At 57.9% G+C, this 12,694-nt stretch carries 16 protein-coding genes and 3 pseudogenes; 6 read left to right on the plus strand and 13 right to left on the minus strand.

The window, feature by feature from the left end; translation table 11 throughout:
* Window position 1: 1 nt before the first annotated feature.
* Both argF and EOK75_RS05180 read right to left on the minus strand, forming a co-directional pair.
* Complete coding sequence (argF, locus tag EOK75_RS05175; RefSeq protein ID WP_137192910.1) at window positions 2-928, minus strand: ornithine carbamoyltransferase; 927 nt, start codon at window positions 926-928, stop codon at window positions 2-4.
* A 61-nt stretch (window positions 929-989) separates the two neighbouring features.
* Entirely contained in the window at window positions 990-2,165 is a 1,176-nt protein-coding gene (locus tag EOK75_RS05180) for an aspartate aminotransferase family protein (protein ID WP_137192911.1), read from the minus strand.
* 334 nt (window positions 2,166-2,499) lie between these two features.
* Here EOK75_RS05180 and EOK75_RS05185 point away from each other — a divergent pair, with 334 nt between their 5' ends.
* Window positions 2,500-3,102, plus strand: a complete 603-nt coding sequence (locus EOK75_RS05185) for a GcrA family cell cycle regulator (protein WP_137192912.1) — start codon at window positions 2,500-2,502, stop codon at window positions 3,100-3,102.
* Between the two features lie 48 nt (window positions 3,103-3,150).
* On the opposite strand, the gene parA is transcribed toward EOK75_RS05185, so the two are convergent.
* Together parA and EOK75_RS05195 are read right to left on the minus strand one after the other, a co-directional pair.
* Window positions 3,151-3,786, minus strand: a complete 636-nt coding sequence (gene parA, locus EOK75_RS05190) for a ParA family partition ATPase (RefSeq protein WP_137192913.1) — start codon at window positions 3,784-3,786, stop codon at window positions 3,151-3,153.
* A 58-nt stretch (window positions 3,787-3,844) separates the two neighbouring features.
* Entirely contained in the window at window positions 3,845-4,141 is a 297-nt protein-coding gene (locus EOK75_RS05195; protein ID WP_137192914.1) for a hypothetical protein, read from the minus strand.
* Window positions 4,142-4,293: 152 nt separating this feature from the next.
* Between EOK75_RS05195 and EOK75_RS05200 the strand changes: the two genes are divergently transcribed.
* Together EOK75_RS05200 and yghX are read left to right on the plus strand one after the other, a co-directional pair.
* On the plus strand, window positions 4,294-4,437 hold the full coding sequence (locus EOK75_RS05200; RefSeq protein ID WP_137192915.1) for an entericidin, EcnA/B family: 144 nt from the start codon (window positions 4,294-4,296) through the stop codon (window positions 4,435-4,437).
* Window positions 4,438-4,536: 99 nt separating this feature from the next.
* On the plus strand, window positions 4,537-5,424 hold the full coding sequence (gene yghX / locus EOK75_RS05205) for a YghX family hydrolase (protein ID WP_137192916.1): 888 nt from the start codon (window positions 4,537-4,539) through the stop codon (window positions 5,422-5,424).
* Between the two features lie 12 nt (window positions 5,425-5,436).
* Here yghX and EOK75_RS05210 read toward each other — a convergent pair whose 3' ends face one another.
* The 5 genes and pseudogenes from EOK75_RS05210 to EOK75_RS21045 form a co-directional block, all read right to left on the minus strand.
* Entirely contained in the window at window positions 5,437-5,832 is a 396-nt protein-coding gene (locus tag EOK75_RS05210) for a CBS domain-containing protein (protein ID WP_137192917.1), read from the minus strand.
* Complete coding sequence (gene nqrM / locus EOK75_RS21810) at window positions 5,829-5,936, minus strand: (Na+)-NQR maturation NqrM (RefSeq protein WP_276612523.1); 108 nt, start codon at window positions 5,934-5,936, stop codon at window positions 5,829-5,831. The genes EOK75_RS05210 and nqrM overlap by 4 nt, the downstream gene beginning before the upstream one ends.
* Window positions 5,912-6,848: pseudogene (locus tag EOK75_RS05225) on the minus strand (FAD:protein FMN transferase). Before EOK75_RS05225 ends, nqrM begins: the two are co-directional and overlap by 25 nt.
* A 3-nt stretch (window positions 6,849-6,851) precedes the next feature.
* Complete coding sequence (locus tag EOK75_RS21040; protein ID WP_205965484.1) at window positions 6,852-7,478, minus strand: FAD-binding oxidoreductase; 627 nt, start codon at window positions 7,476-7,478, stop codon at window positions 6,852-6,854.
* A gap of 117 nt (window positions 7,479-7,595) precedes the next feature.
* The gene (locus EOK75_RS21045; RefSeq protein WP_205965485.1) at window positions 7,596-8,042 is read right to left on the minus strand and encodes a 2Fe-2S iron-sulfur cluster-binding protein; all 447 of its coding nucleotides are present in this window, start codon (window positions 8,040-8,042) and stop codon (window positions 7,596-7,598) included.
* 151 nt (window positions 8,043-8,193) lie between these two features.
* Here EOK75_RS21045 and EOK75_RS20755 point away from each other — a divergent pair, with 151 nt between their 5' ends.
* On the plus strand, window positions 8,194-8,394 hold the full coding sequence (locus EOK75_RS20755; protein ID WP_168199152.1) for a hypothetical protein: 201 nt from the start codon (window positions 8,194-8,196) through the stop codon (window positions 8,392-8,394).
* 340 nt (window positions 8,395-8,734) lie between these two features.
* Here EOK75_RS20755 and EOK75_RS05245 read toward each other — a convergent pair whose 3' ends face one another.
* The 3 genes from EOK75_RS05245 to EOK75_RS21815 form a co-directional block, all read right to left on the minus strand.
* Window positions 8,735-9,022, minus strand: a complete 288-nt coding sequence (locus EOK75_RS05245; RefSeq protein WP_137192922.1) for a hypothetical protein — start codon at window positions 9,020-9,022, stop codon at window positions 8,735-8,737.
* A 318-nt stretch (window positions 9,023-9,340) separates the two neighbouring features.
* Window positions 9,341-10,051: an adenylate/guanylate cyclase domain-containing protein gene (locus tag EOK75_RS05250; protein ID WP_137192923.1), complete on the minus strand. Its 711-nt coding sequence runs from the start codon at window positions 10,049-10,051 to the stop codon at window positions 9,341-9,343.
* A 3-nt stretch (window positions 10,052-10,054) separates the two neighbouring features.
* Window positions 10,055-10,480 carry a Pycsar system effector family protein gene (locus tag EOK75_RS21815; protein WP_420821922.1) on the minus strand — a complete coding sequence of 142 codons (426 nt, stop codon included), beginning with the start codon at window positions 10,478-10,480 and terminating at the stop codon, window positions 10,055-10,057.
* Between EOK75_RS21815 and EOK75_RS05255 the strand changes: the two are divergent.
* Window positions 10,362-10,726: pseudogene (locus EOK75_RS05255) on the plus strand (transposase); the annotation flags it as partial. The gene EOK75_RS21815 and the pseudogene EOK75_RS05255 sit on opposite strands and share 119 nt — an antisense overlap.
* Before the next feature lie 49 nt (window positions 10,727-10,775).
* Here the strand turns inward: EOK75_RS05255 and EOK75_RS05260 are convergent.
* A protein-coding gene (locus EOK75_RS05260) for an IS3 family transposase (RefSeq protein ID WP_137192138.1) occupies window positions 10,776-11,863 on the minus strand; the annotation gives its coding sequence in 2 pieces (ribosomal slippage) (window positions 10,776-11,602 and window positions 11,602-11,863; 1,089 coding nt in all).
* On the opposite strand from EOK75_RS05260, the pseudogene EOK75_RS05265 reads away from it, so the two are divergent.
* Window positions 11,771-12,616, plus strand: a pseudogene (locus tag EOK75_RS05265) (IS3 family transposase); the annotation flags it as partial. The gene EOK75_RS05260 and the pseudogene EOK75_RS05265 overlap by 93 nt on opposite strands.
* Window positions 12,617-12,694 lie beyond the last annotated feature (78 nt).

The following is a 12,694-nucleotide window of genomic DNA, read 5'->3' on the forward strand; positions in this document are numbered from 1 at the left end:
CTTAAACGCCCAAGCACCAGCGCATAACCGCCTTTTGCGCGTGCAGCCGGTTTTCCGCCTCATCAAAGACCACCGAATGCGGGCCGTCCATGACCGCCGATGTCGCCTCGTCATTGCGGTGCGCAGGCAGGCAATGCATAAACAGCGCGTCCGGCTTGGCCAGCGACATCAAGGCCTCATTCACCTGATAGCCGCGCAGCTGGTTATGACGCCGCTCTTTGGCCGATTCCGGATCATGCATCGACACCCAAGTATCCGTCACCACCAGATCGGCACCGGCAACGGCCTTGGCGGGGTCGCGCTCTACCGCGATATTCACGCCCTTGTCGCGGGCGAAATTCAGCCATTCCGCCTCGGGGTCCAGGGTTTGCGGGCCGGTAAAGGTGAAGTCGAAACCGAACTGCCCCGCTGCATGCAAGAAGCTGGCCGCGACGTTATTGCCATCCCCGCACCAGACCACTTTTTTGCCCGCGATCGGGCCGCGATGTTCCTCATAGGTCATCACATCTGCCATGATCTGACACGGATGCGTGCGGTTCGTCAGCCCGTTGATGACCGGCACCGTCGCGTGCTCGGCCATCTCTTGCAAGGTGGCCTCCTCGAACGTACGGATCATGATCAGATCAACATAGCGCGACAAAACGCGGGCGGTATCGGCAATGGTCTCGCCATGGCCCAATTGCATTTCCTTGCCCGAAAGCACCATCGTCTGCCCACCCAACTGACGCACACCGACATCAAAGGAAACGCGCGTCCGGGTCGAGGGTTTCTCAAAGATCAGCGCGACCATATGACCCGCAAGCGGCTGGTCGTCATCCGGCGTGCCCTTGGGGCGACCATTGCGTGCCGCCTTCATCGCATGGGCGCTGTCGATCATCACCCGAAGGTCGCTGGCATTTGTGGTGTGGATATCAAGGAAATCAGTCATATTGTTCTTTCTGGGGGTCAAGCGATGGTGCCTGCCGCCGGGATATTTGGGCCTAATTGTATCAGGACAGGGTGAGAGAGGATGCGGCGCGATCAAGGCGGGCCAAGGCCTCGGTTATATCCGCATCAGGAATATTGAGCGCGGGCAGCAGACGGATAACATTATCGGCGGCAGGCACCGTCAGTAGGTGTTCACCGTAGTTTGCCGCGACAATATCTGCGTTGGGTGCCTTGCACTTCAGCCCCAACATCAACCCCGTGCCCCGCACACCCTCGAACACCTCGGGATATGACGCCACAAGCCCCTCCAGCCCCTGCCGGAACAGCGACGCCTTGCGATTGACCTCGGCCAGAAAGGCAGGATCCGTCACAATCTCCATCACGCGCGCCCCTACGGCACAGCCCAAAGGATTGCCGCCATAGGTGGAGCCATGCGTCCCCGCCCCCATGCCCGAGGCCGCGTTTTCCGTGGCCAACACCGCACCCAGCGGAAAGCCGCCGCCGATACCCTTGGCCACCATCATGATGTCAGGGGTAACCCCTGCCCACTCATGCGCGAAAAGCTTGCCCGACCGGCCAACGCCGCATTGCACCTCATCGAAAACAACCAGCGCGCCGACCTCATCACACAGATCCCGCAGCCCCTTCAGATAGGCGTCCGACAATACCCGAATGCCGCCCTCACCCTGAATGGGTTCCAGCATCACGGCGGCGGTTTTATCCGAGATCGCGGCCCGCAGCGCATCAAGGTCGCCAAAGGGCAAGGTCTTGAACCCCGGCATCAACGGGCCATAGCCCTTGACCATCTTCTCGGCCCCCGAGGCGGCAATCGCCCCGGTAGAGCGGCCGTGAAACGCGCCCTCGAATGTCAGGATCTCGATCCGCTCGGGCTGGCCTTTGTCATACCAGTACTTACGGGCCATTTTGATCGCAAGCTCTGCCGCCTCGGTCCCCGAGTTGGTCAGGAACACCGTATCGGCAAAGCTGTTATCCACCAGCAGATCCGCCAATTTTTGCTGTTGCGGGATCTGGTAAAGGTTAGAAACATGCCAAAGCTGCCCCGCCTGCGCCGTCAGTGCGGCAACCAGATCGGGATGCGCATGGCCCAACGCATTCACCGCAATGCCCGCGCCCAGATCAAGATATCGCGCGCCCTCCACCGTGGTTAGCCAAGATCCTTCGCCCTTGGCAAAAGCCAGAGGCGCACGATTATAGGTGGGCAATACGGAAGGGATCATTGCTATATCCTTTTGTGAAGGGTCAAGCCGTGCCAAAAGCAGGCCGCCAAGTCAACGCATATATGAAAGTGTGGGGGTGCCAAAACGGCAAGAATGATCGGCCGGAAACGCGGGTTAGCGTCGGCGTCGGGGCAAGCAAAAAAGGCGGGCCTTGGTGATCATGGATGAATTCGTAAGACCATCCCAAGGACTTGTAAAGCACGATTTCGTCAGTTTCCCCATTCCGCAGGGCCGGCGGCCCTTGTATCCACGGCCTTAGGATTGTATCTATGCCCGTCACAGCTAAATTGGCGAAAGCGCGCCCTTTGCGCGCCCCCCAACACCGGAGATAGGCATGTCCTGGACAGATGAGCGTGTTGAAACGCTGAAGAAAATGTGGTCCGAAGGCCAAAGCGCGAGCCAGATCGCCAAGGAATTGGGCGGTGTTACGCGCAATGCCGTCATTGGTAAGGTACACCGGCTTGGCCTCTCCAACCGTGCCGCGGCCACCACCCCCGAAAAGGAAGAGCCGGTAGCCAAAGCAGCCCCGCCAAAACGCGAGGAAGCGTCGGCGGCACCCGCGCCCAAACCCGCAGCCCCCGCGCCGCGCCCTGCAGCAGCAGTCGTCAATCCGACGATGGCGCAGGTGGTCAACAACGTCACCCCGCTGCCGCTGCGCAAATCCATCGTGCCTGCGGGCCAGCCTTTGCCACCCCAACCTTCGGCCAATGAGATCAGCCCCGAGGCGCTGGCGTCTGTGCGCGAAGTCGAAAAAGGTGCCAAAAAAATCAGCTTGATGGAATTGACCGAACGCACCTGCAAATGGCCTATCGGGGACCCGGCAACCGAAGAGTTCTGGTTCTGCGGCCTGCCCTCCACTGCGGGGAAACCCTATTGCGAGGCGCATGTCGGCGTGGCATTCCAGCCAATGTCCGCACGGCGGGATCGTCGCCGCTAAGCGCGGCTTTTCATTTGAAAACAGCGAATTGGCCGCCTTCGGGCGGCCTTATTCTTGGTCGGCCAGAAGGGCGGAAACGTCCTTTGCAAGGGCCATCACCTCCGTCGTGGCGGCGGATTTCCCGGCCTCCAGAACCGCAAGCCCTTTGCCCAGCGTTTCAGCATAAACAACCCGCTGCCCCAAACGTGTCGGGGCAACACCTGCCTCTACCTCTGCAGCGGCTGTGGCGACCTCTTCGGCCAGGCGGGTGCCAGATTTCACACGGTTCAACACGATAACACAGCGTTTTCCAACCCGCTGCGCCAAATCCACAACCCCGTCCGTCGCCCAAAGATCCACAAGCGAGGACCCCACCGGCACCAGCACCAGATCGGCAGCCCGCAAAGCAGGTTTCAGGTCACTATCCACTTTGGGCGGCGTATCGATGATCACGATGTCATTGGTTCTGCTTAGCTTTTCACATTCATAGCCGACACCCCAAGCCGAGGCAGTCGCAAATTCCAACCCCGGATCACCCAGAAATTCGCGCCGAGCCATGAACCACCGTCCAAGGGAACCTTGCGGATCCGTATCAAGGATTGCGACCTTTTGGCCCTGCTTTACAAAAGCAATGGCCAGATTTACCGCAAGAGTGGTTTTCCCTGCTCCGCCCTTTTGCTGGGCGATGGTGATGATATGCGCCATGTGATTCCCTCGTTTCTGCGGTGCAGCATAGCACCGCTTACAAGGAAATGCATCGGGTCTATTTACGCGGACAAGAGACCCGGCCGCGCATCTCGCCACTATCACCTTGCAGGGTGGTTTCCGCCAGGCGACAGCCCGTCACCTCTTGGACCAAAGCGATCATGGTGGCGCGAATCGCCTGATGTTCACCGCGCGCGGCCCAGCCCAAGCGGATCACCTCGACCTGTCGTCCCTTTTGGAACACCGTATAGCTGCGCCCGTCGCGGGTGACATCCGTACGCTCAGCCCCCCACATCTGCGGGGTCGGTTGCGCGCCACATCCGGCGAGGGCAAGGAACAGAATGAGGGCTTTCATGGCCACGAGTTATGCTGACGATTGGTTAACGCATGCTTAACGGTCGAGGACGGGCACAGATTTCAGCGTGGGCCTCAAAAAAATCGCATACTTGGGAACCGAATGCACCCCTCGGGCGTTACACTGTACAAATCCACCTGAAAGGAAATTTGATGCGCAGCCCTTTGTTTATTCTGCCAGTCCTCGCACTGATCACGTTGACCGCCTGTGAAACCGTAAAAGGTGTCGGCCGCGATGTTGGTAATACCGGAGAAGTGATTACCGAAAGCTCTCGTCAGGTTCAAAAGGATCTGTGATCCACTTGCGGGCTTTGCTGCCTATGCCACGCAATAAGTCTTGAAACATTTCCAAGTCGGGATAGCTTTTAACTTGGCCCCCAACAAGGAGACGTTTCAATGACCCGTTTAACGGCAAAGGATTTCGACCCGAAGCTCCTCGAACTTTATGACTTTTATGCCCATGGCATAATCACCAAACGTCAGTTCCTTGATGGCGCGGTAAAATTTGTGGTCGCAGGGATGACGGCCTCTACCATTTTGGGCCTGATGTCGCCCAATTATGCCATGGCAGAGCAGGTATCCTTTAACGACCCTGATATTACGGCGGAATATATCACCTACCCTTCCCCCGCAGGCCACGGTGAGGTGCGCGGCTATATGGTGCGCCCCGCCGGGGTCGAGGGCAAGCTACCTGCCGTGGTGGTGGTGCATGAAAACCGCGGCCTCAACCCCTATATCGAGGATGTCGCGCGCCGCCTTGCCAAGGCGGGTTTTCTTGCGCTGGCGCCGGATGGTCTGACCTCGGTCGGCGGTTATCCCGGCAATGATACCGAAGGCCGCGATTTGCAGCAAACCGTTGATCCCGAAAAGCTGATGAACGACTTTTTTGCGGCTGTTGAATTCATGATGACGCATGAGGATTCGACCGGCAATGTCGGCATTACCGGTTTTTGCTATGGCGGTGGTGTCGCAAATGCTGCGGCTGTTGCCTATCCCGAGCTCAAGGCCGCTGTACCCTATTACGGCCGTCAGGCAAGCGCCGAGGATGTGCCGAAAATTCAGGCAGCCCTTATGTTGCACTATGGCGCGCTGGACGAGCGTGTAAACGCAGGCTGGCCGGACTATGAGGCGGCTCTCAAGGAACATGGCAAAACCTACGAGGCCTATATCTATGAAGGGGCCAATCACGGGTTCCACAATGACAGCACCCCCCGCTATGATGAGGCGAAGGCAGAATTGTCGTGGGACCGCACGCTTGCCCACTTCAGGAAATATCTTGCCTAGGGGCTAGCGCCGTCATCCCATCTCGACAAAATGTGCAAGCACATCGGAGCGTCCTAACATGCCGACGAATTCTTCGCCGTCAACGACGGGAAACAGGCGATAGGAATGCTCCAGAAACGCTTTGGCGGCGGAAATAATGTCGAGACTGACTGACAGCGTCATGGCGTTCGGTGTCATAAAATCACCGACCGCCCCCTTCCATTCCTGATAGTAACCGGCATTCAATGCGGGACGGAAGCAGTCTTTCTGGCTCAGGATGCCGCGCAAAATGCCGCTGTCGTCAATTACGGCGGCAGCGGTGGCCTGCTCTTGCAACAGAATGGCAACGGCGCGGCGAATGGGCATTTCAGGGGTCAGCAAGGGCGTATCTGTCCGTACCAGCGCCCGTAGGGTTTCAGGCGCGCTCATGTCTGGCTCCGGCTGTTGCGTTTGGGACATCCTTCGCAGGCAACATCCTTGATGCAAGACATCCCCCCGCAGGACCCTTTCACCGGCCCCCGCCCGAAAAGCATACCAAGGCCAAGCCCCCCGATGGGCAGCAGGATAATGCAAAACCCCAAAAGAATATCCATTGCGCGATCTGCGGGCCTTGCGCCCCTGCCGCGGCCAATGCCGTCGCCCAACCGTCAGCCTCCATCGCGCTAGCCCGGAGTACCGAGGCCGCCCCCCCCACAACAGGGCGGGCCAGATGCGGGTCGATGATATGGCCATATTCCGTACCGCCCAAGGCATAGCTTTGCGCCCGCAACCCCGAAGTCGCGACCGAGAGGTCCAACGGCAACCGCAGCCCCGTCATGGGCTTGGCGCGGATCATCGACCGCCACCTGCCAGTCACGCCCCGACGGATGCAGCCCTGCGGCTTTCAACTCTCCGCCAAGGTCGATCAGGAAATCCTCTACCCCGCGCTCCAAAAGCATTGCGGCCATCCGGTCCAGCGCATACCCCTTGGCGATACCGCAAAGATCCAGCGTCAGCTCGGGCACGTCCTTGCGCAGGCTGTCGCCCGTCACATCAAGCCCTTGCCAATGGCCGACATCCGCGCCTGAAATCCGGCCAAAGCCCCATTGCGCCACCAGTGGCCCCACGGTCGGATCGAACCAGCCACCGCTGTCACCCGCAAGCGCAAGCGCCGCACGGGCAACCGTTGCCGTCTCGGGCGAAATCGCAGTTTCGGTTACGCTGGTGTTGAACCGCGTAATCTCAATGTCATCGCGCCAAGGCGACATCTGCCGGTCCACCTGCGCCAGCAAGGCATCAATCGCCACGCGGTGCTTTTCCAGATCAGTACCGTCCGGCACGGTAACCCGCCAATGGCTTGCAAAGGCGCGCCCCTCAATCGTATGGGTCGGCGCCGCATGGGCGCGCCCCGCCCACAGTGCGGCCCCCGTCAGGGCAATCATCCCTCGTCTGGCCAGGTGGCTCATGGCTCAACCTCCAAAATCGTCATTAAAGATGGATGCAGGTTCCACCCCCAGTTTCGCAAGCGTGTGCAGCACCGCCGAAATCATGATCGGCGGCCCACAAAGGTAATATTCGCAATCCTCGGGTGCCGGATGTTTCGACATGGCCGCGCGCACCGTATCATGGATAAATCCGGTCGCCCCTGCCAACGGTCGCCGGGCGCGGGATCGGAAAGCGCCGGTGTCCATGTGAAATTCGGATCGCTTGCGCAATCGTCTCAAACTCATCGACATAGAACAGATCAGCCGCCGTGCGCGCGCGCCGTAAAAGAACCGCATCTTGCGATCAGTCCCCGCCCCGATTTGTTCATGGATCATCGCGCGCAAGGGGGCCATGCCGACCCCGCCGCCGATAAAGACCATCTCGCGCTGGGTCGGTTGCACATGGAAATCGCCAAAGGGGCCCGAGGCCTCAACCTTATCGCCGGGGCGCCGTGCAAAAAGCCATGAGGATACCACACCCGGCGGGACCTCTTGTTCCTGACCCGCGGGCGGCACGGCAAGGCGGATGTTGAACACCGCACGCCCGACGTCCTCGGGACGGTTGGCGATGGAATAGGCCCGCGTCACCGCAACAGCCGAGCTTGACCGCATCTGTGGCCAATCCGCCAAGCGCCAGATATCACGAAAGGCATCATCGACCTCTATCGTGCTGAAATCCAGATCATAGGGGGGGGGGCTGTCATCTGCAAGAACCCGCCTGCGCGGAAATCAAAGGGCTGGTCCTTGGGCAGCTCCAGCACCAGCTCGCGGATCAAAGGCGCAAGCTGACGGTTGGACACCGCCGTGCAGGTAAACCCCGTCGCCCAGAAACTCTTGCGGGACGGTCACCTCACAGGGGCCGCGCAGCATGGTCTGACAGGCAAGGCGCACATTGGCCTTGCGCTCGGCCGCCGAAAGGATGCCCTTTTCGGTCGCCAGCGCCTCGCCCGCACCAGCACCTTCGACCACCACACGGCACAGCCCGCAGGTGTCAGACCCGCCACAGGCCGCCGGAATACCGATATTGGCCCCGTGCAGAACGCCCAACAGCTTGTCACCCCGCGCGGCATCAATATTGTCGGTGCCATTCCACCCTGACCACCATCGCCTCGGCGGGGATAAGCTTGCGCCGCGTGACCAGAAGGGGCTTAGCGTCATCACCGTACTTTCGTTCATCCGCCTTTACATCAACTCGAACAACTCCTTGCCCGTGCTGATTGAGGGCAACGGTTCTAAACGGCGGTATTTTGTGATGGAGATCAGCACGGCAGTAAAGCAGAACCTCGCCTACTTTTCACATGTACGGGAGGCAATTGACGGGAAGGAAATGGCGGGTCTTCTTCATTTTCTGGAAGGGTATGACCCAGCGTCAGCGGGACTGATTTGGGATGCCGTAAGGACCGCGCCCGAGACACCCGAACGCAAGCTGATGGGGTGGCACTCCATGCGCCCAACGTCACGCAAGCTGTTGGAGGTCCTGCTTGAGGGTACGAGCGTCTACCGCATCCTTGGTAATGTGACCCGCTGACGCGGGCACCGGCAGGTCGGAGTATGCTAAGACCCGTCACAGACGCCCTGAACGCTGCCAATGTGCCGACACCCCGGTGCGGGCGGAAATGGTATCCGACCAGCGTTAAAAATGCTCTTGATAGGTTGGCGGCGTGATGGTGGACGCCCGCGTCAGCGGGATGATGTTGGTACGAGGCGCGTTAGCGCTCAAGTGCACCACATATAGTGCATTTATTCCCGAGGGGACCCATGAAGGGTACTACCCCTAGTCCTTCTCGCGTGGCCCAGTACCAGTGAGCAGGTTGCTGTGCAACTTTTGTGCAACTACCACTCCTTCAAACGCCCCAACCCCGAAAAATCTACCGGGGACCCAGCCGAAACCGGACGACCCCTGTTTGATTCTCGATTCCGCCCCAGAAAATTTTTATCAGATGATAAAAAGTTGTATCTGGCCGTGCAGAATCTTGCACGACCGGGGACTCATTCTCATTTTTCGACCCGGTTTTGACCCATCCCAAATATTGATTTTTCGGGATTTTTAGCGTTATATTGTAACACATCAGGTCGCCATGCCTGCTGGGTGGCGGGTGTTTTTTCTCCCTGCCCGCCACCCATTTTTTAACCCAACCTGAAATGCTGGCGTGCATAGCCCTCTCCCCTCAGATTTTAAAATGCCACCCGCCACCGAACGAATTGCTTGATTGGGTTCGCGGCTCCATCATGCCAAAGAGGCGTCATTAGGGAAGAAAAACGTAATCCGTGGCCGTTGACGGCCCATTGCTGCCGGACGGACCTGAGCGATCCGCGGGGCGGCGGTCCCCGAAGCCGCCGTTCAAGCAGCCTTGCAGCATACTACCCGTTGAGATGGTAGCGATGCGCGACCGGTAGCCCGGGAATGGGCCACCTTAAAACGTAGGCCAAAGTCCGGCAGCCAGCCAATAGTGGCAGACGGCTGGCCGACAAAATCAAGGCTTCTTCCAGTGGTTCGACTTATAAACAGTCTCTTCTTTGCCCGCGAAGGTAAACTTGGTTGAGGTCCACGCATTTTTACCATCCACGAGCTTTGCGCTGTCGAGGAGTGAGCCGTAGGTTCGGCTTGATATGTATGTATGGTAAGGAGGGTCACGGAGGTCGGAAAGCTTCGCGGAGAAACTTGCCGCTCTGCCGATCCAAATCAGGTCATTGTGGTCCCGAACGCCAGACCGGACTGCCCGAACATCACCGGTATCGATACCGACGCAATGCCGGATCTCAATGCTATTATTGCGGATGGACTCAAATTTCGCCTTGGCCTTGGGGGCTAAAATATTCCGAACAGACCAATGTATTTCCCTGCCACACAAGGCAGCGCTAGTGTTCTTTGTCCCCCCGATGAATACCCCCATCACACGGTCCCCATCGAAACTGCGTATCGCGCCCCCGTGAGCAACAATAAGGCGCGTGGATATTTCCAAGAAGGCACGGATGATCTTCGCGGTCGTGTTCCAAGGGCAGACGTCGGACAGATTCGCAGAACCAGCCAAGTCGGCATAAAGGAACGTAGCGTTGATTTTCACCGCGCCATCTTTGAGCGTCACGTCGTCTGTGGTTGGGACTACTCGCCCCTCTCGTTCGTTAAATGTCGTACCGAGGATAGTATCGACGCGGCTAGCGATGAATGTTTCTCCAAGCGCCATGTACTAACCGAACCTTGTAAGTGATATAAATATGGCCCACGGCATCAGGCCGACCATGGTGCTGAACATCGAATGTTTCAGGTATTTGTATTTGAGGCAGAGAATTTCTGAGTTCCGCCAGATTTGGGCCGCAAGGTCACGTAGCCACTCCTCCTCGTCAAGCTTCCGGAAACCATCAACGAACGCACTTTCGGTCTTCTGCGCGATGGAGCCGAAGAACACGTTCGACCCGTTGCCGCCTCTGGTGTGGACCTGTCGCGGTTTGATGCCGCTCCTTTGATAGCATTTATTGCAACAAAGGAGACTGACTATGGGACTGAAACGAACAGACGAATTTAGGCAAGATGCGGTGCGTATAGCGCTGACCAGCGGGCTTACACGCAAGCAAGTGGCTGATGATCTTGGTGTCGGTATGTCGACGCTGAACAAGTGGATTACAGCGCACCGAGACACGGGTGTGGTGTCGAAAGATGATTTGGGACTGGCTCAGGAGAATGACCGGCTTCGGCGTGAGAACCGCATCCTCAAGGAGGAGCGGGAAATCTTAAAAAAGGCCACGGTGTTCTTCGCGAGTCAAAAGCCGTGAGGTTTAGATTCATCGAAGAACACCAATTTGCATTTTCCATTGGACGGATGTGCCATGTCATGAATGTCAGCGCGCGCGGATTACGGGCGCTCGCCTAACGGTAATCGCCCCCTTTTTAACGGGGTGCATCTGTAGAACTTACGCGGCCATTTTCAGTTTCATAGCGGGTGTGATGCCGCCGATGCCCATGTTCGGGCGGTCGTTGTTATATGTCCAGAGCCATTGTGTGGCCTGATCCTGAGCCTCCTCGATGCTTTCGATGATGTATTGATCCAGCCATTCATGCCGAACCGTCCGGTTGTAGCGCTCGACATAGGCGTTCTGCTGGGGCTGTCCGGGTTGGATGTGCTGGATCGTAACACTATGTTTCTCAGCCCATTTTCTCAGTGTTTCGCTGATATATTCCGGCCCATTGTCGACCCTGATCGTGCCCGGTTTTCCGCGCCATTCGATAATGCGATCAAGGCTGCGGATGACCCGTTCGGCAGGGAGCGAGAAATCAACCTCGATCCCCAGCCCTTCGCGGTTGAAGTCGTCCAACACATTCAAAAGCCGAAAAGCCCTGCCGTCGCCGAGGCGATCCGCCATGAAGTCCATGGACCAGGTCACATTCGGTCTGTTCGGGACCGCCAGAACGTCAGGCTTCTCCCGTTTCAGCCGCTTGCGCGGCTTGATGCGCAGGTTCAGTTCCAGCTCACAGTAGATCCGGTAGACCCGCTTGTGGTTCCACGGATGCCCCTTCACGTTGCGCAAATGCAGGAAACACAGGCCAAATCCCCAAGTCTTGCGCGCATCCGTCAGCCCTGTCAGCAGATCGGCGATCACCTCGTTCTCGTCTTTCAGCTTCGGGCTGTAACGATAGCAGGTCTCGCTGACCTCGAAGGCCCGGCACGCCAGCGCGATGCTGACGCCCCGTCGCTCTACCGCCGTTTCGGCCATCTCGCGGCGCTGAGATGGCCCCGTTACTTTTTTCCGAGGGCTTCCTTCAATAAGTCCGCCTGCATGCTCAGATCTGCATACATCCGCTTCAGCCTGCGGTTCTCTTCCTCCATGGCTTTCATCTGGCTGACCATGGATGCATCCATGCCACCATACTTCGCACGCCATTTGTAAAACGACGCATTGCTCATGCCATGTTCACGGCAAAGCTCGGCCACCGGCACACCACCTTCGGCTTGGCGCAGGATCGCAAGGATCTGGGGTTCGCTATATCTGGTCATTTTCATTCAAAATCTCCTCGTTCATCTTGCCGAGAAAATTCTACTTCCGCAGCCCCTTACTTTCGGGGGGGATTACCTAACCGCCCAGGCAGTCGCAGACAACGGTCTGATATGGTCACCTTGGCACATATCAAAGAACAATCCCGTCTCAGCCTTGGCAGCTATGGCAGGCCGCGCATGACTGAAGAACTGAAAGAGATAGGCTTGGATATTGGCCATCGTCGCGTGGGGCGTTTGATGCGCCAGAACAGTATATCTGTGGTCAGAACGCGCAAACATAAAGCCACGACGGACAGCAATCATAAGTTCAATATTGCGCCGAACTTGCTGGACCGTGAGTTCTCAGCGGACCAACCAAACCAGAAATGGGCTGGTGACATTACCTATATTTGGACGCGTGAGGGATGGCTGTATCTCGCTGTGATACTGGACCTGCATTCAAGGCGCGTGATCGGCTGGGCCATAAGTAACCGCATGAAACGGGATCTGGCGATCCGGGCATTGAACATGGCAATAGCCTTCCTAGCGCCGCCGAAGGGCTGCATTCATCACACGGATCGCGGATCGCAATATTGTTCGCACGACTATCAGAAAATCCTGCGACAGCACGACTTCAAAGTGTCCATGAGTGGCAAAGGAAATTGCTATGACAATGCGGCTGTTGAGACGTTCTTCAAAACCATCAAAGCGGAACTGATCTGGCGCAGATCTTGGGAAACGCGCAGGCAGGCCGAGATGGCGATCTTTGAATACATCAATGATGGGGTGGATGCCCCACCCGGCGGCATCGCAATGTGCCAGAATGATAGCAGCTTAAACTGTCATACAAAGGAAGAG

The sequence above is a fragment of the Pseudorhodobacter turbinis genome (genome assembly GCF_005234135.1).
Taxonomy (GTDB): domain Bacteria; phylum Pseudomonadota; class Alphaproteobacteria; order Rhodobacterales; family Rhodobacteraceae; genus Pseudorhodobacter; species Pseudorhodobacter turbinis.

Coding starts and splice junctions, on each gene's coding strand:
- argF (WP_137192910.1), bottom strand. CDS start 928: ATGACTGATTTCCTTGATATCCACACCACAAATGCCAGCGACCTTCGG.
- EOK75_RS05180 (WP_137192911.1), bottom strand. CDS start 2,165: ATGATCCCTTCCGTATTGCCCACCTATAATCGTGCGCCTCTGGCTTTT.
- EOK75_RS05185 (WP_137192912.1), top strand. CDS start 2,500: ATGTCCTGGACAGATGAGCGTGTTGAAACGCTGAAGAAAATGTGGTCC.
- parA (WP_137192913.1), bottom strand. CDS start 3,786: ATGGCGCATATCATCACCATCGCCCAGCAAAAGGGCGGAGCAGGGAAA.
- EOK75_RS05195 (WP_137192914.1), bottom strand. CDS start 4,141: ATGAAAGCCCTCATTCTGTTCCTTGCCCTCGCCGGATGTGGCGCGCAA.
- EOK75_RS05200 (WP_137192915.1), top strand. CDS start 4,294: ATGCGCAGCCCTTTGTTTATTCTGCCAGTCCTCGCACTGATCACGTTG.
- yghX (WP_137192916.1), top strand. CDS start 4,537: ATGACCCGTTTAACGGCAAAGGATTTCGACCCGAAGCTCCTCGAACTT.
- EOK75_RS05210 (WP_137192917.1), bottom strand. CDS start 5,832: ATGAGCGCGCCTGAAACCCTACGGGCGCTGGTACGGACAGATACGCCC.
- nqrM (WP_276612523.1), bottom strand. CDS start 5,936: ATGCTTTTCGGGCGGGGGCCGGTGAAAGGGTCCTGCGGGGGGATGTCT.
- EOK75_RS21040 (WP_205965484.1), bottom strand. CDS start 7,478: ATGCGGTCAAGCTCGGCTGTTGCGGTGACGCGGGCCTATTCCATCGCC.
- EOK75_RS21045 (WP_205965485.1), bottom strand. CDS start 8,042: ATGAACGAAAGTACGGTGATGACGCTAAGCCCCTTCTGGTCACGCGGC.
- EOK75_RS20755 (WP_168199152.1), top strand. CDS start 8,194: ATGGCGGGTCTTCTTCATTTTCTGGAAGGGTATGACCCAGCGTCAGCG.
- EOK75_RS05245 (WP_137192922.1), bottom strand. CDS start 9,022: ATGCACGCCAGCATTTCAGGTTGGGTTAAAAAATGGGTGGCGGGCAGG.
- EOK75_RS05250 (WP_137192923.1), bottom strand. CDS start 10,051: ATGGCGCTTGGAGAAACATTCATCGCTAGCCGCGTCGATACTATCCTC.